This window comes from Aneurinibacillus sp. XH2 (assembly GCF_001439585.2).
Lineage (GTDB): Bacteria > Bacillota > Bacilli > Aneurinibacillales > Aneurinibacillaceae > Aneurinibacillus > Aneurinibacillus thermoaerophilus.
In genome coordinates this window covers 2,310,416-2,330,423 of the sequence record NZ_CP014140.1, presented here as the reverse complement: position 1 = coordinate 2,330,423, position 20,008 = coordinate 2,310,416, and the positions used below count along the sequence as shown (strand labels likewise).

Sequence of the window (20,008 nt, the reverse complement as noted above, 5' to 3'; positions counted from 1 at the left end):
TACGTTCAATTCATTCTAGCATTTCAGCCAAATCTTCTTGAGGGTCCCCAATTAACTTTAGATTAAATGTTTTTTGCAAGAAGTTTAATACACCTGGTGTTAAAAATTCCGGAGCCTTCGGACCAATTCGTATATCTGTTATTCCTAAGCTAAATAATCCAAGTAATATGGCAATTGCTTTCTGCTCAAACCAAGACAATACAATACTGACTGGCAACTCGTTGATTTCACATTGGAAAGCGTCAGCCAACGCGCGCGCAATTTTTACAGTGGAAATGGAGTTATTGCATTGCCCCAGATCAATATATCTTGGGATACCTGTATTTCCTACTGTTCCAAAATCAATATCGTTAAAACGAAATTTCCCGCAGGAAGTAGTTAAAATGACAGAATCATTAGGAAGCAACGTAGCTAATTCCCGATAATAATTACCACCCCGTCCGGGAGCATCACAACCGGCGATCACAAAAAATCTCTGAATCTTGCCTTCTTTTACTGCCGAAATAATTTCCGGTGCCAAACCGATCACCGTTTCGTGGTGATAGCCGGTGACCAGTTTCTGATCCGAGTCGATATTTGCCGATGGCAAATGCAAAGCTTTTTCGATGATAGGAGTGAAATCGTTATTTTCAATTTTCGTAACGCCTTCCAGCCCTGCTACTTCATAGGAGAAGAATCGGTCAGAGTAGGTTCCTTTAATCGGCATAACGCAATTGGTTGTTGCCAATATGGCACCAGGGAATTCTTCAAACAATTTTCGTTGATCATACCATGCCTTTCCGATGTTTCCCTTTAAATGAGGATATTTTTTCAATTCAGGATACCCGTGGGCAGGCAACATCTCCGAGTGAGTATAAATATTGATTCCTTTGCCTTCCGTTTGTTTCAGCAATTCTTCTAAGGCAAGTAAATTATGACCGGTTACGACAATACATTTTCCTTCGATTTTATTTTGCGTTACAGTAATCGGTTGAGGTATACCAAATCGTTCTGTATGTGCACGATCCAACAATTCCATCACTTTGATCGCTGCCGAACCAACTTTCATGGCCATATCAATATGTTCTTGCAAATTAAAATTCACATTTGTTAAGGTAAAGTACAGAGCTTCATGGGTAATAGCATCAACTTCGGGATCTGTATAACCCAATTCCCTTGCATGTGTTGCATAAGCAGCAATTCCTTTGAGGGCAAATATAATCGTATCTTGTATGCTTGCTAGATCTTCATTTTTCCCACATACGCCGACTACTTTACAACCGCCAATCGCTGTTTGCTCACATTGATAACAAAACACGGATATTGCCTCCTTACTATTTTAATTCTTTTGGATTTAATTTCTTTTGTGTAATCTTTGTGTCTGTTTCCATTATACTTAAGAAATCATTTGTTCAGATGTGATAAGCATCACACTTTGTGATCTATTTCACAAACTAGACAAAATTTCAGGATCTCGTTATTTACTTTATGAAAGTACAGGTAAATCCTCTCAAAATCTAACATGAAAGAACAACAGGTGTAGTTAGGTGATACCTTTCTCCTTCAATTTTCCGGGATTGGTTACAAGTATAAATTCACGAAAAGGTAAATTGTTACCACTAGGAGCAAGATATGCAGCTTTAATTAGTTCCCCCTGAAAAAGTCAGTCTTCGAAACATTAGGAATTTCTTTAAAAGTGATTAGTTACTCATTTTGAGGATATTTATGGAGAGATGTGGAGGTTCTTGATGCTTTTTGATGGGTTAACTTGTCTTTTTCGTTCGATCTCATTAGCGATCTGTGAGAGACGATGAAGATTGTAGGCGAAAATGGCATAGTCTACTCAAGCTCGGGTCCTCTCTTTTTTTGAGAGGAGGGGCTGTCTTAAAAGTCATAAATGATGATTGAGGCTCACCTCTTTTTTGTCTGCATATCCTATTTATTGGAAAGTGAGTTGTGATGTTCGTATGGATTAGTCTGCTTTTGCATTCTGCAGCTTACAGAGGGCTACTTTTTTCAAGAGATTGTAGGCGACGCTAATCAGCGCTTCCGTATCCGGAGTCGACGATGATGTTGGCTGGAAGCGTGTCAAGTCGTTGTTTCGTTTTCTCCAAATGTTCGATCATGCACCACGTATCGGTTCGATCTTGGTGGACGCTGTAACCGACAATAAATTGATCCTCTAGCATCATCAAGATTGCTTGAAATATTTCTTCAATCAAGCCTTTCATTCGTTCGGAGCGAAAACGGTTAATCGTACGGAAATCTGGCGTTTGACGTGCGCTGATTCACATGAATGGAATCTGTTCACGAACGGCTTTGGCGATTTGACGGGACGAGTAGATTTTTTGCGTGTAGGCGTAGATGATAATTTTCGTCATCGTTTTGGGGTGGTAGCTGTGGCGACCGCCGCCTAGATAATATTTTGTGAAGAGGGCATTATCGAGTTGATCGATCGCATCATTGGCTTACACGAACGACGTGACGAGGAGAAATGAGTTCTTCAATATCCATTGGTAAAAAGAATTGATTCATGATATATATAATTTTTAACATAACACGCGAGAAGTCCCCTTCCTCCACGCCTCCGGCGTAGGTGGGGGATGAATCGTGCTTCTTTTTCCCTTCTATTCGTTGTATACTAGGAATGTACGTTCGTATTGAGAAAGAAGGTAATTCGAATGATTCGAACCGCAAAAGTCGCTTTTACCGCATCCCGCTCTACCATAGATGCCCTGTTTGCCTTACATCGCTTCTCGGCAGAGGTGTGGAATACGTGCTTGGCTGAAGCGAAAGTCTACTACCAGCAAACCGGGCAGTGGATCGGTAAAACCGAACTACAAAAACGCTTGAAGCGTCGTTTTCCAATGCACAGCCAGAGCATACAAGCTGTGTGCCACAAATATCTTTGGGCACGAGATAGCGCACATCAGGCCCGAAAGGAAGGGCACACGAACGTCCGCTATCCATATAAGCAAAAGAAGTATTTCAACACAAAGTGGGCGGCGGACGGTTTTACCATTCATCCCAACGGACGCATTTCGTTGCGTCGCGGCATCTGGGAAGGCAAGCGTCAAGCACCGAACCCGCCGGGTTCGCATACATGCGCCATTGACCCGGGTGAAATTCATACGCTTGCGGCCGTCGCAACAACTGGAGACAGTCTCATTGTGACCGGACGAAAAATCCGAAGCATTCACCGCCTGCGTAACAAGAAGCTTGCAGAGCTTCAGCGAAAAATGAGCAAGTGCCAGAAATACAGCCGTCAGTGGAAGCGGTACAATCGAGCCAAACAATATCTTCTTTCTAAAAGTAAACGCCAGTTACAGGATGCCTTGCACAAAACGACGAAACAGTTTGTCGAATGGGTGGTCGCCCAGCAAGTGAACGAAGTCTACCTTGGAGACGTCGAAGGCGTCCAGCGAAAGAAGAAAAAGAAACGTTCTCGCTGCCACAATCAGCGAATGAGCCAGTGGCAGGTTGGGAAAGTAAAGAAGTACCCAACGTACAAACTGAAGGCGAAAGGCATCATGCTCCACAAGCGCGAGGAACGCTATACATCGCAAACCTGTCCGGTTTGCGGGGCGAAAAAGAACGTGCGTGGTGCGGCTATACCCAACATCGGGACATTCACGGTGCGGCGAATCTACTGTCCAAAGTGTTGTATGAAAACCGGATTCAGTCCTTGCCGTTTGAAATTCAGAAACCCACGTATCTACGGATCGCCTAAGCGAGAAGTAGTAGATGGTTTGTTCCGCCCCACGCCCGTAAGGGTGTGTTGCTGAATGATTCCCCTCGCAGACGGCACGTGTCTGTGAGATCAGCGACAACCCGCTGATCGCCTGTTCTATCGAGGTGGACAGTTCAGAAACCCCCACTTCAACCTATGGTAAGTGGGGGAGGTTCATACATAAGAGACATTCCTTTCTTGGTAATTGTTGGGTGGTACTTGCATTTTACTAAAAAGGCGTCTTTTTTTTACGAAAAAAAAACGGGGCATCCCGATTACTTTTGGGACAGCCCCTCTGAAGTATTATTACTTCAGAACAGATCGATCCGACAATTCCCCTTTCGGACCGAAGAATTCGAAGTGGATCGCTTCCTCAGCTACTCCCCATTGTTTTAAAGCACCATAAATCGTCTTCATAAAAGGTATGGGACCACAGAAATAAAAGTCTGCGCGAGGGCTCGGCACGATGGTTTGAAGCCATTCCAAATCAATATAGCCTTCTTTATCGTAATTGCGGGCCGCCCTGTCTTCTTCCGTTGGTTTTTCATAACATACAAAAGAGCGTACATTTCCCCGTTCAGTCGCCAAGCGAGTAACATGCTCTCTCATCGCGTGAACTGTACTGTTGATCGCAGCGTGAATGAACGTGACTTCACGTTCAGGCTGTACTTCGGCAAGCGTATTCAACATACTGATCATAGGTGTTAAACCAACACCGCCGCTGATTAGCACAATAGGCAGCTCTTTTTCCATATCCAGTACAAAATCACCAGCAGGTACACTGATTTGCAAAACGTCCCCTTCTTGCACATGTTTGTGCAGGTAAGTGGAGACAATCCCTGCCGGCTTGTCTGCACTTTCATCCTCACGTTTAACACTTATTCGGTAATAATCTTTACCCGGTGAATCCGATAAACTATATTGACGGATATGCGTGTATTTTTCTCCTGGGATACCTATTTTCACGCTGATATACTGCCCGGGTAGAAAGGAAGCGATCGCCTGGCCATCTTCCGGTTTTAAATAGAAAGATGTGATCACATCGCTCTCCTTTACTTTTTTAACCACAATGAATTTTCTGAAGCCTGCCCAACCCCCTTCTTGTCGTTCTGCCTGCTGGTACATTTCCGCTTCCACGCTGATGAATACATCGGCAATGGCTTGATAAGCTTCCTTCCATGCTTGGATAATTTCATCAGTTGCGGCATTTCCAAGCACATCTTTAATGGCTATCAGTAAGTACTTACCCACAATTGGATAATGCTCAGGCTTAACGCCTAAGCTTATGTGTTTGTGAGCAATTTGTATAACGGCTGGCAAGATCGCCTCAAGATTGTCGATATTCGCCGCAGCCGCATAAACCGCATTTGCAAGCGCTGTTTGCTGTCTTCCTTGTTTTTGGTTTGCATGGTTAAAAATATTCAGCAACTCTGGGTGATTTGTGAGCATCGACTCGTAAAAACGGGTTGTGATCGCTTTACCGTGATCTTCTAAAACAGGTACGGTAGATTTGATAATCTCGATCGTTTTTGGACTCAACATTTTGGCTCCTCCTCTTAGTCACTTAGTTGACTTGTTTTCCAATAGAATCCTTGCAAATTCATTATAGAGCAGGGGAATCATCCGGACAGTGATATAAATCACAACCAGATATACGTGGCAGCGTTGCCAAACTCATTGTGTGCCCAGAGCGGGTCCATGTTGGACTCGTGCAAGCTGATGAGGACTAGCCGGTGAAAGTCCGGTCCGGATAATCGCCAGGGAGCCTGGTAGCAGACGGCCGGTACTCAGGGGAAACGACGGGTATCGAAGCGCCGTGTCAAAAGCCCCTTTGGGGGAGCAACCGGTCGGTCTGTAGCATCAAGCGAATCCTGCCGCCGCGTGATGGCAGCCCCAAATAGGGAACAAGCGAGGGCCGAATCGAGAGTGTCACGGTGAAGGCCATCATCGGAACTGGGGAAGATACCTAACCTTGACCAACAGGAAACGGAGACCGTATAACTGGTGAGCCCCGGGAAGTCGGTTCTCCGCCAGGAGGGTGGAGGATGTATTGGAAGAACACGGTGTAACATCAAATGCTTATGGAAATGATGAGCATGAAGTATAGTGTGAAAAACATTGGGAAAGCTGATTATTGAACTCACATTATGAAGTATGAACAAGCTAGGGCACAAGAAGGCGGTTGGGAAGGTTTTCGGGAATTTGTAGTGGTTAAAAAGGTAAAAGAAATTGACGTGCTCACTTCATTCTTTAAATCCTGCGGACGGAAAAGCAATCGCTCAATTTCAACCTGGGCAATCCTTAACCTTAAAGGCAAAAATACTAGGCGAAAAATATACACATATTCGCCACTACAGTTGAGTACATTGGATGAGGATTAGGGAAAGAGGAAGGGGGCTTTTTCCTTCTTACTGGGGTACCACCACATCGCCTCGGCGTATCAAAATCCAGGACGACAATCTACTTCAATAGTGCATAAACTTAGGAGGTATATGTTTATGAAAGCGCTTATATTCCGTGAACCAGGAAAGTTCGAGTGGGTAGAGAAGGACAAGCCGACGATTCAGAAACCGACGGATGCAATCGTAAAAATCACCAAAACGACGATTTGCGGCACGGATTTGCATATATTAGGCGGTGATGTACCGGCGGTAACCGACGGTCGAACCCTGGGACACGAAGGTGTCGGAATCGTAGAAGAAGTAGGCACGGGTGTAAACAATTTCAGGCCCGGAGATAGAGTGCTGATTTCTTGTGTCACTTCCTGTGGAAGATGCGATTATTGCAAAAAAGCGATGTACGCTCACTGTGAAGACGGTGGTTGGATTTTAGGGCACCTGATCGATGGTACTCAGGCGGAATACGTTCGTATCCCTTATGCTGATACGAGTATGTATCATATTCCCCCGGGAAGCGATGAGGAAGCACTTGTCATGTTGAGCGATATTTTGCCGACGAGTTTAGAAATTGGGGTGATTTACGGCGGCGTTCAGCCGGGGGATGTGGTCGCTATCGTCGGGGCCGGGCCGGTCGGGATGTCAGCACTCATGACAGCGCAACTTTATTCGCCGGCGGAGATCATCATGGTCGACCTTGACGATAATCGCTTGGAGCAGTCCAAAAAGTTCGGGGCCACCAAGACAGTTAACAGCTCAGAGGGAAATGCGGTTGAGCAGGTGATGGAATTAACGGATGGAAAGGGCGTTGATGTAGCGATTGAGGCCGTCGGGTTCCCGGTGACCTTTGACATCTGTCAGCAAATCCTGAAGCCTGGCGGACGGCTGGCCAACGTTGGTGTACACGGCAAGCCTGTCGATCTACGCTTGGAACAATTGTGGCTTCGCAATGTCAAGATCACGACTGGGCTGGTTAGCACGAGCATGACACCGATGTTGTTAAAGACAGTGCAGTCTGGAAAGATCAAACCAAAACAATTGATCACTCACCGCTTTCCGCTGGACCAGATCATGCAGGCGTACGAGGTGTTTAGAAATGCTGCCAGAGAAAAAGCGATGAAAGTGATTTTATACAACGATTGAATCTCTTTGAAAGGAACGGCTCAAACCGTTCCTTTGCTCGTTGTGTGCCCGGCATGGGTGTCATCTATAGGGTTCAAGTCCCGAATGATGAAGGCAGTTGTAGTCATTAGCTTAAGACAGGGGTGTCGACCGCGAGGTCGAATCTGAAGGAAGTCGGCGGCAAACCTACGACCTGAGGAACACGAACCTCATATGAGGCCAGTGCTCGCTGGATGAGTCTGCAATACACAAGACAAAGTCCTAACTGCCGAAGACAAGTAAAGGTAAATGAGGCAAGTAGATGGAGAGAAAGATGGCACTGTTACCCGGGGAGGTCTGTCTGATACGCCGAGTGTTCTTGGTAACCTCATCCGCCTTACTGTTCCATCTCATTGATTCTGTTCGGGGTCTTATATTATGTTATTATGTGCTTGGGCTTAGCTTAATTCTCATACGTTACCTCCAGTGGAATCGGGGGCGCTTGGCGGACGATTGGGCCAATACAAGGCGTTTATCATGCTCGGCATGTTGCATATGAAGGTACATTATCGCCAGTTGAGCGATTTCATGCCTTTATATCAGCCTATCAAACACAACGACCTTTTGAAGCAAGCGAACTAGCTGTTTTTGATGATTTATTAGCGATTATAAGAGCGTTTCGCTTTGACCGTATTGAAGACGGAATTGCGTTAAAAAATGCATTCGACAGTAATCAATTTATGTCTGAAATGATTTGTTGTAATGCTTTTAGTAATGTGTTAGTTTGTGACACGGAGGACACCTCGTTTATGCAATGAATTGTATGGGGATACAGCCTATTGTATACGAACGTGTCCTCTTTGGCTGAAATTAGTGCCAAAATACATGAGGTTCCCCGTTATGGCCCAAGGCAGTTCACAGCCAAAACCATTGCCTTATGGGTATTGCTCTATCGTAGAGAAGGATTTCACGATCTAAAACCAAAAGGGCGATCAGATCGGGGACGCTCACGTACAATCATTCAACATCAGCAGTAGACACTTACATGATAGCATATATTACAATTTGAAAATAATGCCTATAAGAGAATAGATAATTACAGTTGAAAATAAGACTGTCATATGAAGTAGGGAATAAATAAACATTGATTTAGCCCATTTCTCTGAATCCATCTTTTTATAACCGAAAATACTTAAGATAAGCCATATAACACTTAAAAGGAGGGCTACTAACATAAGACCGAGACTTAAAGACCCAAAAAGAAAACTTATTGCAATTAAAATGATTAAATAAATATTGGTTTGTATATATGTTCTTTTAACACCTTTGACTACTGGAAGCATAGGAACCTTCGCAGCTTTATACTCATTGTGCTTGCGAATAGCTATGGCATAGAAATGAGGCATTTGCCAGATAATTGTAATCACAAAAAGACCAAGAATAGCAGGATGTGTGACGTCTGGATAAATAGCCGCCCATCCTATTAGAGGTGGCATTGCTCCAGAAATACTTCCAATCTCCGTATTATAAATTGTTCTTCTCTTACTCCACATCGTATAAGGGACAATATAAAAAAACAAACCTAGAAACCCTAGGAATGCTGCTAGAGGAGTTGCTAATGAAAGAGCTACGATTCCGAAGATAGACATAAAGATACCAAGCCATAATACTGTTTTAGGCTTTATTTCTCCTGTCACAGTTGGTCTGTTTTTCGTTCTCTCCATAATAGAATCTATATCTCGATCATATAAGTTGTTAAAAGCTCCAGCTGCACCCATTACTAAAATCGAACCAATCAAAGCAAATATCATTTCCGGCAATTTCTCAAACAGGCTAATCTGATATGTATATAATGCCAATGTTAATCCAGCAAACATCGGAATCAGGTTTGATTTAATAATCCCGATTTTAATAGTTTGCGCCAAAATTTTTGACAAAGTCTGTTTCTTCGTTGTAAGTTTTTTTTCCTTTCGCATTATTCGCTTCTTCCCTTCTTCCCCTCTTCCCCTTTTACTGATTATCTATAATTGTCATAATCCAATTTAGAGTGACATTATTGATGGTTACTTCCGAATTAGAAATACAAAATAAACTTTACATACTTATTAGAATTTATATACTATATGGTATGTTAATGCTATATGGTATGATTGTCAAGAGAGGGAGGAAGAAGAATGGTCAGACGAAGATTAACTCAAGAGGAGCGAAAAAAGGAAACACGGCAATTACTTTTAGAATCAGCTGTTGAGGTCTTTGCTCAATTAGGCTTTCATGGGGCTTCTGTTGATAAAATTGCAGAATATGCTGGATTTAGTAAAGGGGCAGTTTATGCACATTTTCATTCCAAAGAAGAGCTCTTCCTAGCCATATTGGAACAACAAATGAAGTTACATGTGGACAACATCCATCAAGTAATAGACCAACAGCATTCATTTTCACATTTTATTGAAACAATGGATGAATATTTCCTTTCAGTTAGGCAGGAAAATCGAACATGGAACATGCTTAACATGGAATTTCTTCTTTATGCGATGCGTGAAGAATCGGTGCGTCATAAATGGTCTAACATGATAATTGAATCAGTTGAAAAAATTTCAAAGGCCATTGAGAAATTGATGTCGAAAGAGAATTATGAGTCTACTCTAACTCCGAATGAAATGGCATGGACTATTCTTTCGTTAGAAAATGGCATTGCTGTATTATATTATATTAGTGAAGGTCGTATGCCTCATAATTTATATGGAAATGCACTGCAACATATGCTTTTGCCTACTCGTCAGGAAGATTAGAAAATATTCCAATCATAACAGGTGTAAGTATATTAGTTATATTAATCACAAAAAACCTAATCCTCAAATCGTTGCAGTGACTAGGCTGAGAATTTCGTAATGAATTTTGCGTGTTTATTTTTTGTTTTCATCTTCAAACATTAAGTTTTTATAAATAATATCTTTTAACAACTCCGTATGATTATGCAAAAAAAAGTGATTTCCTTTTAGTTCATAAAATTCAACCTCTTTTTCAGCCATTTCTCTCCAAATATTATTATAGTTTTGGGTAAGCTTATCATCAGAACCCAGGATAATTGTCAGTCCACAATCTATTTTTTTACTTTTATATTCATATTTGTATTCTTCAACAATTCTAAAGTCATTTCTTAATATAGGAAAAAAGAAATTTAGTACATCTTTATGTTTTAGCAAATCGCTTGGTATTCCCCCAAGTTCAACAACTTGCTCTAAAAACGTATCATTATCTAAGTGGGATATCTTAATACTTTTTCTTAACATTGGCGGATTAATTCCACTCAAGAAAAGGTGTTCAGGTGCTTCAGTTTGACTATTTTTAAGCTTGTAATATAATTCATAGGCTATATAAGCCCCCATACTGTGTCCAAATATAGCGTATTTTTCATTACCCTTGCTTAATTTAATTAATTCATACATATCATCAACCGCTTCAACGATATCAGTATAACTATTTTCATTAAATCTTGTACCACGTCCTTTATATTTTAACGGTATAAATTCAATTTTATGTGTATTTTTCAGCCAATCCCTAAAAACTGTTTTTGAAGATCCAGCATATTCTAAGCAAAAAAATTTAATTTCAATTACCTCCTAATAATAAAGTATCTAATTCTACTTGATTGTATTCATGAAATTCAAAATCTCCAATCTCCTTCGTTGAGCATATGGACATATGATAATTATCATGAATGATCTCACTGTGAAAGTAAAACATTGTATTATTACCTTCGTGGTATAAATGAATCTTATTGTTTTTAAATGAAAAATAAAATGAATTTAGAGGTGAGTGCAGTCCGCTACCTCTTGCTTTTAAGTAACTTTCCTTTAAAGTCCATATTCTAAAAAAATTTTCCTTGACATTAGAGGCACTACTTATGTAGTTATACTCTTGTTTTGTAAAAAATCTCATTGCCAGTTCTTCATAGTCTAAGTCAATATACTCCTGGATATCAATACCAACATTTTCATTTGATATAGCAATCGCAATAAATTCACCAGAATGAGATATATTAAACGACAGCCCCTTGCTTGAAAGTAGGTAGGGCTTTCCATATTTTTCGTATGCAAGTTCAATATCCGTTAAATCACGGCTAAGTTCGCGTGAGATAAGATATTTTAAGAATAAGTGACTCAGAAGTGAGCGAATTTTATCACTTTCATTTAAAAACCTAGAGATTTTCTTCTTTGTTTCTCTATTTAACAATGGGTATAAACTCTGGTAATCATTGAGATTACGAGAGCCATCTATACGAATTAGATGTACTTGCATTGATAAGCTCTCCCTAATATTAAGTTATCAATAATAAATGACCTGGCAAGTGAAATATGCAGTACTAATGAACTGTATATTTCTGAGCTTTTAGCGATTTTAAAAAGCACTATGGCAATTAGGGGATTAATTCTCTTAATAATAATTCTATTACGAATATAAATATTTATGTTGATATATTATTGGTAATTGTTACTATTATATTGTGATATTTTCCTTGGGTTTATTTGGTATTTTAACATCCTTTAAAGAGAAATACAAGAAATAGGAGTTTCAATAACTCTCAACTTACCGTGAGGATTAAGAGAGTCAGCGTCTATCGTCTTACCTTGGACTTTAACTATTTCTTTATCTCCCAATACCGTATCAATAAAAAGTAAAGCAAGCCCATTTTTATGGCAATTTGATCGTAACGAAGATTACTTTTGACTGTATATTTACGGTTATGCTACCTGCTAAGAAACAGAATATCAATTTGGAGGAAGTGGATTTCACTTATGTTATTTGAACGTATCAAAAAAATATCAGAGACAAATCCTGACTCTCCAGCGATATTAACTGAACAAGAGTTAATTTCTTATCAAGATTTTTTATTAGAAGTAGAAAAACTTGCAAACCATTTTAAAAAATGTGGTTTGACTCAAGAAACACCACTAGCTATTGTACTTGGAAAAAATGAAGTGATTTGGACAGCTGTAGTTGCCGCGAGTTACTTGAATGTGCCCGTCATGTTAGTAGATCCTAATTTAAAAGAAGCAGAAATGAACCAAATTATGAAAATGTATCAGACTTGTTTTGAGTTGCGGGAAACGAATGGTTCAGTAGCAGGGGAATATAAAGGAGATGTTATTCAGAAATTAAACTGTTTTGGTAATGAGTTTTTATTAATAAACAGTGGAATGACTGCAAATTGTTGGAATGAATACATAGGTTCAACAGAAGATCACAGTTACATCGTTCTGCTAACTTCCGGTTCTACTAAAGTGCCATCTGCAGTAGTTAAAACTGTGAAGAGTATCGTAGGAGATGGGGAACGAATCGGACACTCGCTTGGTATCGTTCCGTCAGATCGAGTACTTTGTGCAGCTCCCGTTTATCATGCATTTGGGTTGATATGCGGCTGTTTTGCAACTTTCTTATTATATTGACATAACTAAATGTGACACCGTGATGCAACTATCTAGTTATGCTTTTGATGGAGCAACATTTGATATTTTCGGAGCATTATTAAATGGGGCAAAAATAATAATTGTTCCTAAAGAAACGATGTTAAACGTCCGCCAGTTAGCTGATTTAATCGAAAAACAACGTATTTCAGTTATGTTTATTACAACAGCATTTTTTAATGTTCTCGTTGATATTGATATAAGTTGTTTAAAACATGTTCGGAAAATTTTATTTGGCGGAGAGCAAGTTTCAGTTAAACATGTTCGCAAAGCATTTCAATATCTTGGATCTAACAAAATAAAGCACGTATATGGTCCAACAGAGAGCACGGTATTTGCAACATGTTATGACGTTAATGAAATGCAAGAATGATCATGACGAGATGCTAAATGAGTACGTAGACCAAATCACGAATATACAGAGTGAGGGTCCATATGTACTTTTTGGATATTCTGGAGGGGGGAATTTAGCGTTTGAAGTGGCTAAAACAATGGAACAAAGAGGTATGCAGGTATCTGACATTATCATGTTAGATACTACACCTTGGAACAAAGAAGTTCAGGAAATAGCATCCACAATACTTGCAGAGGCTGCTAATTTGGCACATTTAGATGCTCTAGAATGGACGGCTACTCCATATGCGCAAAATAAACGTACTAAGTTTCTGATGTACATGGAGAATTTAACAAACTCAGGATTAGTAGAAGCTAATATTCATAATATAGTTGTTGACACCGTAACGAGGTTACTTAAGAAAAAGTGGATAAATACCACATCTAAAGCATATATTGAATATAATGGAATCGGAACACATGATGAGCTACTAAATCCTGAATATATTCAAGAAAACGTAGAGATTATCAAACAAATTTTGAACAAGATTAAAGATAAAGCTTTTGAGGAGATGGTATAATTTTTGTTTAAATGGGGCTGACTCCATAGTCATCAAGTTAAGGTTCAAAAACTTTTAGTTTTTGAACCTTTTATCTATTCTTTATCTATATAAATTTGCTTTGAGATTTTAACGTTTCAAAAACCGATACACAATACATGGAGGGGCCTATCTCCTTCATGTATTGTGTATTTTCTTTTACATCTTGATGAACTAAATCGGAAACTGTAACAAATTTGCACCCCTGTTTCGAAAGAATATCCAGTGTTTTTTCCAACGCTTTTACGGGTTGCGTTTGATTGACTTCAGAATCATGCAGTAATATGAATCCGTCCGATAATTCCGATTATGTAAAAGCCCACTTTTGGGTGTGTAAAAGTGGGGGGAGGAGCAATAAGATGGGTTTTGTGAGATAATCTGTAAGATTTACTTGTTATCACTTATCCTTAAAGGGTTTCCTATTCCTCCATAATGAGTGAGTCGATTCTTCATTCCTATCTCGTATTAGTTGTCACAAATTGAGCATGAAATAACCACCAGAATGATAAAGAGAACAAGAATCACTCCCAATTCTCGTCTTTCTGTTCCAAAGAATCCCATTTTCTCACCTCCTTTTCATGTGACATCTAATTCCATGCTATGTGAAAAGGTAAGGACAAGTGTTAGGTTATAGCCTTAATTAAAGATTTTAGGTTTTTTGCTTGCAAATTTTTAAGCTATGAATAAGCTGAAAAACAAGAGTTTGCTTACTGTTGGTGAAGCTGGCATTCTCTCAGATGGTCGTGTAGTAACTTCAAGAGTTTGGTTTATGAATCCTATTATTTTCTGTTATGCTAATAAAGAAAATGGTGTTGTGTTTTTACGTGTCTATCGATACTCGTATAAATTTGTTCCCTTTTAGAATCTACCTAAATATAAATAGTATAAAATAACCCTACAAAGAAGGAAGAGGAGCAACGAGACGATTGTGGAGAACTGGGAAATCGTAAAGAAATTATCCAGCCGAAAGAAATTAGGAACGGTTTGGTTGGTTCGCAGAAGCAAAAGTGGACAGACTGAAACAGGGTATTTTAAATTTTCAAACCCACAAAATGAAAGGTACATTGGTCCTCTCGCAGGAAATGAACTGCTTGCTTACCATCTGGCTTCAAGGCTGCACCTACCGATTGCCCGCGTAGAAGCAGCAAAGATTAAAGGGCAGCTCGGTGTAGTATCGCTAGCACGCCCTGAGCCTAAATTATATAAATGGGATCAATTAACTAGACATATCTACCATAATATTCCGAGGTTTATTCTTCGCCCTGAAAGACTGCTCAAAATGTTTGTTTTTGATATTTGGATTTGCAACATCGACCGACATGGGGGAAATTTGCTTGCTTACCCTGTAGGGGAAAAATATGATTTCTATCTTATTGACCATGGTCTGTCTCTGCTTGGTGCTGTGCAATGGCAGGGATTTTCCTGGGATCATCCACACTGGGACAGGGTAGTGGGTTACAATCGAAATTACGTAAGAGGCTTAAGCAAATATATTCGTAGTTATGAGCAGCTGAAGCCTTACGTAAAAGTGATACAGCATATACCTTACCAGGAGTTAGAAAAATCTGTTGATTCGATTCCACTGACTATGCTTTCCCATGAAAATAAAAGAACCGTAAAGCAGCTGCTGCTCTCACGTCAGAAGAAGCTGCATACCATTGTGCAGCAGTGGATAAAAGATTACAAAAGACCCCCGGAACCGTAATTTCCGGGGGTCTCTGTTTGGTGCGCCCGGCATGGGCGTCATCTATAGGGTTCAAGTCCCGAATGGCGAAGGCAGTTGTAGCCATTAGCTTATGATAAGGGTGTCGACCGTGACAAGGGCGAGGCTCTGTAAAAATAGGTATTTAAATCAGTAACAATAGCCCAGCATAGTTCATATTTTGTTGAGGGGAGTAATTCGAAGTATTTGGTGGATTCACCCGTTACGCAGTTGTTCTTTGTTTTGTCCTCTTTTCGAGTTGCTGGTTCGCTGCCGGCACAATTATCAATTTAATAAACGGAGGTTGTAAAAATGGATGATTTCAAAGATGAACTCCAGGAGCTGAATGTTGATCATTTCGAGGCAGGCCAACTGGTTTCTTATGATAATCAAAGCCAGTACTATGTTGATCAGTCTCGACAATGTTCTAATTGTTTTCATTGTACCCGTTGCTTTAATTGCTCTCGTTGTTCTAATTGCTTCAATTGTTTTCGTTGTTTTAATTGCTTTCATTGTACCCGTTGTTTTAATTGCTTTCATTGTACCCGTTGTTTTAATTGCTCAAACTGTTCCCGTTGTGGCGGTGGCCGTTGAGCCCATTGTTTCTAGTTTCTTAACGGAAACCGTGGTTGCATAAGGAGAAGAGCCCCTGCATAAGTTGCTGCAGGGGCTCTTTTCTACAAGAGTAGACATAAGGGACAAATAGCAGTACATAAGATTATGGTGAAGGTGATGGTGCAGAACTTGAGAACAGATCATGGTAAGGAGGAGTGTAATGACAAATTTGCCCCCTTCTACGCGCCTGAAAGTGAAAAGGGACACATTTTTTCTCCCTGATCCAAACGGTGGTGTGTATTTTCGGAACAACGTAAGCTCGTTCCGTATGAAAGGCAGTACGATCGACCAGTGGATTGAAAAACTGATGCCCATGTTCAACGGGGAGCACACGTTGGAGGATTTGACAGACGGATTGCCGGACCAATATCGAGGTCGGGTATATGAAATCGCAGAAATTCTGTACCAAAACGGCTTTGTTCGGGATGTGAGCCAAGACCGTCCGCATCAATTGACGGAGCAGGTTCTCAAAAAGTATGCTTCTCAAATTGAGTTTTTAGACAGTTTTGTCGATTCCGGTGCATACCGTTTTCAAACCTATCGTCAGGCCAAAGTGTTGGCGGTTGGCTCTGGTCCTTTTTTTGTCTCGTTGGTTTCTGCGTTGCTCGAATCCGGATTGCCCAAGTTCCACGTGCTGATCATGGACTCGGTGCCGACCAATCGGCTGCGGTTGGTGGAGCTGGTGGCACATGCCCGCAAAACGGACCCTGAGGTGGCGGTAGAGGAGGTCACCTTGCAGAAGGGGGGGATGAGTTCTTGGCGGGAGGCTGTGCAGCCGTTTGATTCGATTTTGTATGTGTCGCAGGAGAGTAATGTAGAGGAACTGCGGGTTCTTCATGCGATTTGTAGGAAGGAGAAGAAGGTGTTACTCCCCGCCATATGTCTGCAGCAGATGGGTATGGCGGGCCCACTGGTGCATCCAGACTCTGAGGGATGCTGGGAGTCGGCGTGGCGCCGCGTCCACCAATCCGCGCTTTGCAAGGACCAGGGGCTGCACGCCTTCTCCTCCACAGCGGGAGCGATGTTGGCGAATGTGCTCGTGTTTGAATTGTTCAAAAAGGTGACGGGAGTGACGAAATCGGAACAGACGAATCAATTCTTCCTGCTTGATCTGGAGACGTTAGAAGGAAACTGGCATTCGTTCCTGCCCCATCCGCTGGTGACCGGACGTGTGTCAGCTGAATGGGTTCAAGATTTTGATCTTCTTCTTGAACGGAGCTCGAGTAGAAGAGAGCCGAGCGGATTACTTCCTTACTTCAGCCAGTTGACATCGGCGGAATCAGGAATTTTCCATATTTGGGAGGAGGGAGATTTGAAGCAGATTCCGTTGGCCCAGTGCCGAGTTCAGGCAGTTGATCCGCTGTCGGAGGGGCCGGCTGAGCTATTGCCAGACATTGTCTGTGCAGATCTGACGCATGAGGAGGCGCGGCGGGAAGCGGGGCTGGCCGGGATTGAAGCGTATGTGTCGCGAATGGTCGGTCTGCTCGTTACGACGCTTTCCTTACATCAGGAAGTAGAGGATAGTATGGTAGAATCGCAGGAATTTGTCGGTGTCGGAGTGGGGGAAACGGTTGCGGAAGGTGTTTGCCGCGGTTTGCAAAGATGTTTGGCCGAAGAGTTGGGCAAGCAACAGGCCAATCTGAAACCTTCTGTCTTTCGAGTGCAGTTGGGTACGGTAGAAGATGAACGTTGCCGGTTTTATTTGCAGGCACTGACCACAATGCAGGGAGCACCGATGATCGGCTTGGGAGAGGAAGTGCGCGGCTTCCCTGTGGTATGGGTCGGTACGAGCGGTCGCTGGTATGGCAGTGTAGGTTTGAATATAACAATGGCGTTACGGAAGGCGCTGCAACAGGCGCTTATGAAGGCACAAAACCAAGCGACTTGTCCTACGACACACGCGTTAGAGGTTTCATCTGTGCTCCTGGAAGAAAAAGCATCGCTAAGTCTTGTGATTCCCGCATGTGAAGAGACGACACAATCGGAGGTTCTACAGTCCTCCTTGCAGGTCTTGAAACGAAACCGCACGCGGCTCTTGATCTTTGATCTGGCGCTGGAACCGTTTTTGAAAGAGGAATTGGCAGGGGTGTTTGGCGTGCTGCTGCGAGAGGAGGAATCCCGATGAGCGCTTTCGTGGCAGTTGTCGGAGAAGGGCTGTTGGCGGAGCACGTGTACGGAGAACTGTCCGCTCAATACCAGGTCGTTCGTCAGACAGATTTCGAGGCAGGAGTACCGGAAGCGACGGAGTTGGCTCTGGTGTTGCACGATGCCTGGCATCCTTCCGTTCATCAAAAGGCGGAAGAAGTGCTGCGACCAATCGGCATCCCCTGGCTGCGAGGCTTCGTTTCATTTGGCGAAGGCATAGTCGGACCGCTGGTTCGCCCGGGTACGCCAGGGTGTTCCAGGTGTGCCGACAGGCGACGACTCATGGCAGGACACGACCGTAAGGAGATGTGGGAGCTGCAACAGAGGCTGGCGGCGCACGGGGGAGTGCCATGTGACGCGTGGGCATCGCGCACAGGACTTTTGCAGGTAGCTCACCTGCTCGGGGCCGAGGCACAGAGGGTGCTGCAGGGCAGCCAGGCTTATTCGGAAGGACGGGTGTTTTTGATCAACCTGAAAACGCTGAAGAACTCATGCCACTTCTTTCTGCCTGACCCGTTGTGTCCGGTTTGTGGCCGATTACCCGACGATTCATTGATCGCGGCCCGAATTTCACTCCAACCAAGTCCTAAGATCAGCACCGACAGTTATCGCTGCCGTTCGATGGATGACCTGAATAAAGTTTTGGTCAAAGACTATCTGGATTACCGGATGGGCCTTTTGAATGGTAAAATGTATGACCTTATGTCGCCGTTTGCCGATGTAAGTGTAAATCTGCCGTTGTTCGCGGGAGACGAGGGAACAGCAGGTCGGACTCATTCCTATGCGGTAAGCGAGTTGACTGCCATTTTGGAGGGATTGGAGCGATACTGCGGCCTGTCACCTCATGGCAAACGAACGGTAATTCATGACAGTTACCGCAATCTGGAAGATCAAGCACTCAACCCCCTTAAGGTCGGGGTGCACGCGAAGGAACAGTATGCGCGGCCCGGTTTTCCATTTCAACCGTTTCATCCTGATCGCCCAATGGATTGGGTATGGGGCTATTCGTTTTTACAAGAACGTCCAATTTTGGTTCCGGAGCGGCTCGCCTATTACGGCTTGGGTTGTGGGCATGGCTTTGTCTATGAAACTTCCAATGGATGCGCGTTAGGCGGAAGTTTGGAGGAGGCCATTTTCTACGGCATTATGGAAGTGGTCGAGCGCGATTCGTTCCTGATGACTTGGTACGCGCAGCTGCCTCTCCCACGCATTGACCCTTATTCTGCTAATGACCAAGAATTGCAGTTGATGGTCGACCGTTTGCGGGCGGTGGCGGGATATGATGTGTATTTGTTTAACGCGACGATGGAGCACGGGATTCCAAGCGTTTGGGCGTTGGCGAAAAACAGAAAACAAAAGGGAGTGAATCTCATTTGTGCGGCCGGAGCTCATCTGGACCCGGTACGGGCGACGAAAGGTGCGATTCACGAGTTGGCCGGACTGATGCTAACGCTTGACGAGAAATTTGAGATGAACAAGGAGGAGTATGTGCGGATGCTCCACGATCCGTCCCTGGTGCAGCAGATGGAGGACCATTCCATGCTGTACAGTTTGCCGCAAGCGCAGGAGCGCCTGCAATTTTTGCTGGATGAAAATCGTCCATTGCGAACGTTTGACGAGGAATTCAAGTGGAAGGCGAGGCATGCAGACCTGACCGATGATCTGCAGGACATTCTTCAGGTGTTTCGCCAATTGAACCTCGATGTAATTGTGGTGGACCAGACGACACCGGAAATCATACGAAATGGACTGTATTGCGTGAAAGTGCTGATTCCGGGAATGTTACCGATGACATTCGGATATCACTTTACTCGTGTGATAGGGCTGGAGAGGGTGCTCCGGGTACCGGTAGAACTCGGGTATGCGAAGCAACCGCTGACGCTTGAACAGCTCAATCCACATCCGCATCCGTTTCCATAAGCCATGACGAGGATAACTAGGGG

18 protein-coding genes and 1 pseudogene are annotated in these 20,008 nt (G+C 42.8%); 12 read left to right on the top strand and 7 right to left on the bottom strand.

Translation table 11 applies throughout. From position 1 onward, the window contains the following. Positions 1–10: 10 nt before the first annotated feature. The 3 genes from hcp to ACH33_RS18760 all read right to left on the bottom strand — a co-directional run bounded on the left by hcp (position 11) and on the right by ACH33_RS18760 (position 2,360). Complete coding sequence (gene hcp, locus ACH33_RS11495; RefSeq protein ID WP_057899147.1) at positions 11–1,297, bottom strand: hydroxylamine reductase; 1,287 nt, start codon at positions 1,295–1,297, stop codon at positions 11–13. 718 nt (positions 1,298–2,015) lie between these two features. Then, positions 2,016–2,174, bottom strand: a complete 159-nt coding sequence (locus ACH33_RS11490) for a hypothetical protein (protein WP_156424068.1) — start codon at positions 2,172–2,174, stop codon at positions 2,016–2,018. Positions 2,175–2,267: 93 nt separating this feature from the next. Next, the gene (locus ACH33_RS18760) at positions 2,268–2,360 is read right to left on the bottom strand and encodes a transposase (protein ID WP_082706025.1); all 93 of its coding nucleotides are present in this window, start codon (positions 2,358–2,360) and stop codon (positions 2,268–2,270) included. 300 nt (positions 2,361–2,660) lie between these two features. Here ACH33_RS18760 and ACH33_RS11485 point away from each other — a divergent pair, with 300 nt between their 5' ends. Continuing rightward, positions 2,661–3,764 (top strand): RNA-guided endonuclease InsQ/TnpB family protein, encoded by a 1,104-nt coding sequence (locus ACH33_RS11485; protein ID WP_236781871.1) that lies wholly within the window; start codon positions 2,661–2,663, stop codon positions 3,762–3,764. 251 nt (positions 3,765–4,015) lie between these two features. Here the strand turns inward: ACH33_RS11485 and hmpA are convergent, their stop codons facing one another. Beyond that, complete coding sequence (hmpA, locus tag ACH33_RS11480; protein WP_057899145.1) at positions 4,016–5,251, bottom strand: NO-inducible flavohemoprotein; 1,236 nt, start codon at positions 5,249–5,251, stop codon at positions 4,016–4,018. A 605-nt stretch (positions 5,252–5,856) separates the two neighbouring features. Here hmpA and ACH33_RS11475 point away from each other — a divergent pair. The 3 genes from ACH33_RS11475 (at position 5,857) to ACH33_RS19385 (ending at position 7,848) form a co-directional block, all read left to right on the top strand. Continuing rightward, positions 5,857–6,090 carry a hypothetical protein gene (locus tag ACH33_RS11475; RefSeq protein WP_057899144.1) on the top strand — a complete coding sequence of 78 codons (234 nt, stop codon included), beginning with the start codon at positions 5,857–5,859 and terminating at the stop codon, positions 6,088–6,090. Positions 6,091–6,207: 117 nt separating this feature from the next. Continuing rightward, positions 6,208–7,248: a zinc-dependent alcohol dehydrogenase family protein gene (locus tag ACH33_RS11470; RefSeq protein ID WP_057899143.1), complete on the top strand. Its 1,041-nt coding sequence runs from the start codon at positions 6,208–6,210 to the stop codon at positions 7,246–7,248. A 444-nt stretch (positions 7,249–7,692) separates the two neighbouring features. Next, positions 7,693–7,848: a hypothetical protein gene (locus tag ACH33_RS19385; RefSeq protein WP_156424067.1), complete on the top strand. Its 156-nt coding sequence runs from the start codon at positions 7,693–7,695 to the stop codon at positions 7,846–7,848. A gap of 416 nt (positions 7,849–8,264) precedes the next feature. Here ACH33_RS19385 and cyoE read toward each other — a convergent pair whose 3' ends face one another. Beyond that, positions 8,265–9,182 (bottom strand): heme o synthase, encoded by a 918-nt coding sequence (cyoE, locus tag ACH33_RS11465; protein WP_057899142.1) that lies wholly within the window; start codon positions 9,180–9,182, stop codon positions 8,265–8,267. A 198-nt stretch (positions 9,183–9,380) separates the two neighbouring features. Here cyoE and ACH33_RS11460 point away from each other — a divergent pair, with 198 nt between their 5' ends. Beyond that, positions 9,381–9,995: a TetR/AcrR family transcriptional regulator gene (locus ACH33_RS11460; protein ID WP_057899141.1), complete on the top strand. Its 615-nt coding sequence runs from the start codon at positions 9,381–9,383 to the stop codon at positions 9,993–9,995. A gap of 114 nt (positions 9,996–10,109) precedes the next feature. Here the strand turns inward: ACH33_RS11460 and ACH33_RS11455 are convergent, their stop codons facing one another. Beyond that, positions 10,110–10,814, bottom strand: coding sequence for a thioesterase II family protein (locus tag ACH33_RS11455; protein WP_257721608.1), 705 nt, complete (start codon positions 10,812–10,814; stop codon positions 10,110–10,112). Position 10,815: 1 nt separating this feature from the next. Then, positions 10,816–11,505, bottom strand: a complete 690-nt coding sequence (locus tag ACH33_RS11450) for a 4'-phosphopantetheinyl transferase family protein (protein ID WP_057899139.1) — start codon at positions 11,503–11,505, stop codon at positions 10,816–10,818. A gap of 497 nt (positions 11,506–12,002) precedes the next feature. Between ACH33_RS11450 and ACH33_RS11445 the strand changes: the two genes are divergently transcribed. The 7 genes and pseudogenes from ACH33_RS11445 to ACH33_RS11415 all read left to right on the top strand — a co-directional run bounded on the left by ACH33_RS11445 (position 12,003) and on the right by ACH33_RS11415 (position 19,985). After that, positions 12,003–12,653 carry a class I adenylate-forming enzyme family protein gene (locus ACH33_RS11445; RefSeq protein ID WP_057899138.1) on the top strand — a complete coding sequence of 217 codons (651 nt, stop codon included), beginning with the start codon at positions 12,003–12,005 and terminating at the stop codon, positions 12,651–12,653. Further along, positions 12,628–13,041: pseudogene (locus ACH33_RS11440) on the top strand (AMP-binding protein); the annotation flags it as partial. The gene ACH33_RS11445 and the pseudogene ACH33_RS11440, both read left to right, overlap by 26 nt. Beyond that, on the top strand, positions 12,983–13,585 hold the full coding sequence (locus ACH33_RS11435) for a thioesterase domain-containing protein (protein WP_082706023.1): 603 nt from the start codon (positions 12,983–12,985) through the stop codon (positions 13,583–13,585). The pseudogene ACH33_RS11440 and the gene ACH33_RS11435, both read left to right, overlap by 59 nt. Before the next feature lie 946 nt (positions 13,586–14,531). Then, positions 14,532–15,308, top strand: a complete 777-nt coding sequence (locus ACH33_RS11430; protein WP_057899135.1) for a HipA family kinase — start codon at positions 14,532–14,534, stop codon at positions 15,306–15,308. A 309-nt stretch (positions 15,309–15,617) separates the two neighbouring features. Next, positions 15,618–15,899, top strand: coding sequence for a heterocycloanthracin/sonorensin family bacteriocin (locus tag ACH33_RS11425; RefSeq protein ID WP_082706022.1), 282 nt, complete (start codon positions 15,618–15,620; stop codon positions 15,897–15,899). Positions 15,900–16,080: 181 nt separating this feature from the next. Beyond that, entirely contained in the window at positions 16,081–18,045 is a 1,965-nt protein-coding gene (locus ACH33_RS11420; RefSeq protein ID WP_057899133.1) for a putative thiazole-containing bacteriocin maturation protein, read from the top strand. Continuing rightward, positions 18,042–19,985: a TOMM precursor leader peptide-binding protein gene (locus ACH33_RS11415; RefSeq protein WP_057899132.1), complete on the top strand. Its 1,944-nt coding sequence runs from the start codon at positions 18,042–18,044 to the stop codon at positions 19,983–19,985. The genes ACH33_RS11420 and ACH33_RS11415 overlap by 4 nt, the downstream gene beginning before the upstream one ends. The last annotated feature ends 23 nt before the right edge of the window (positions 19,986–20,008 follow it).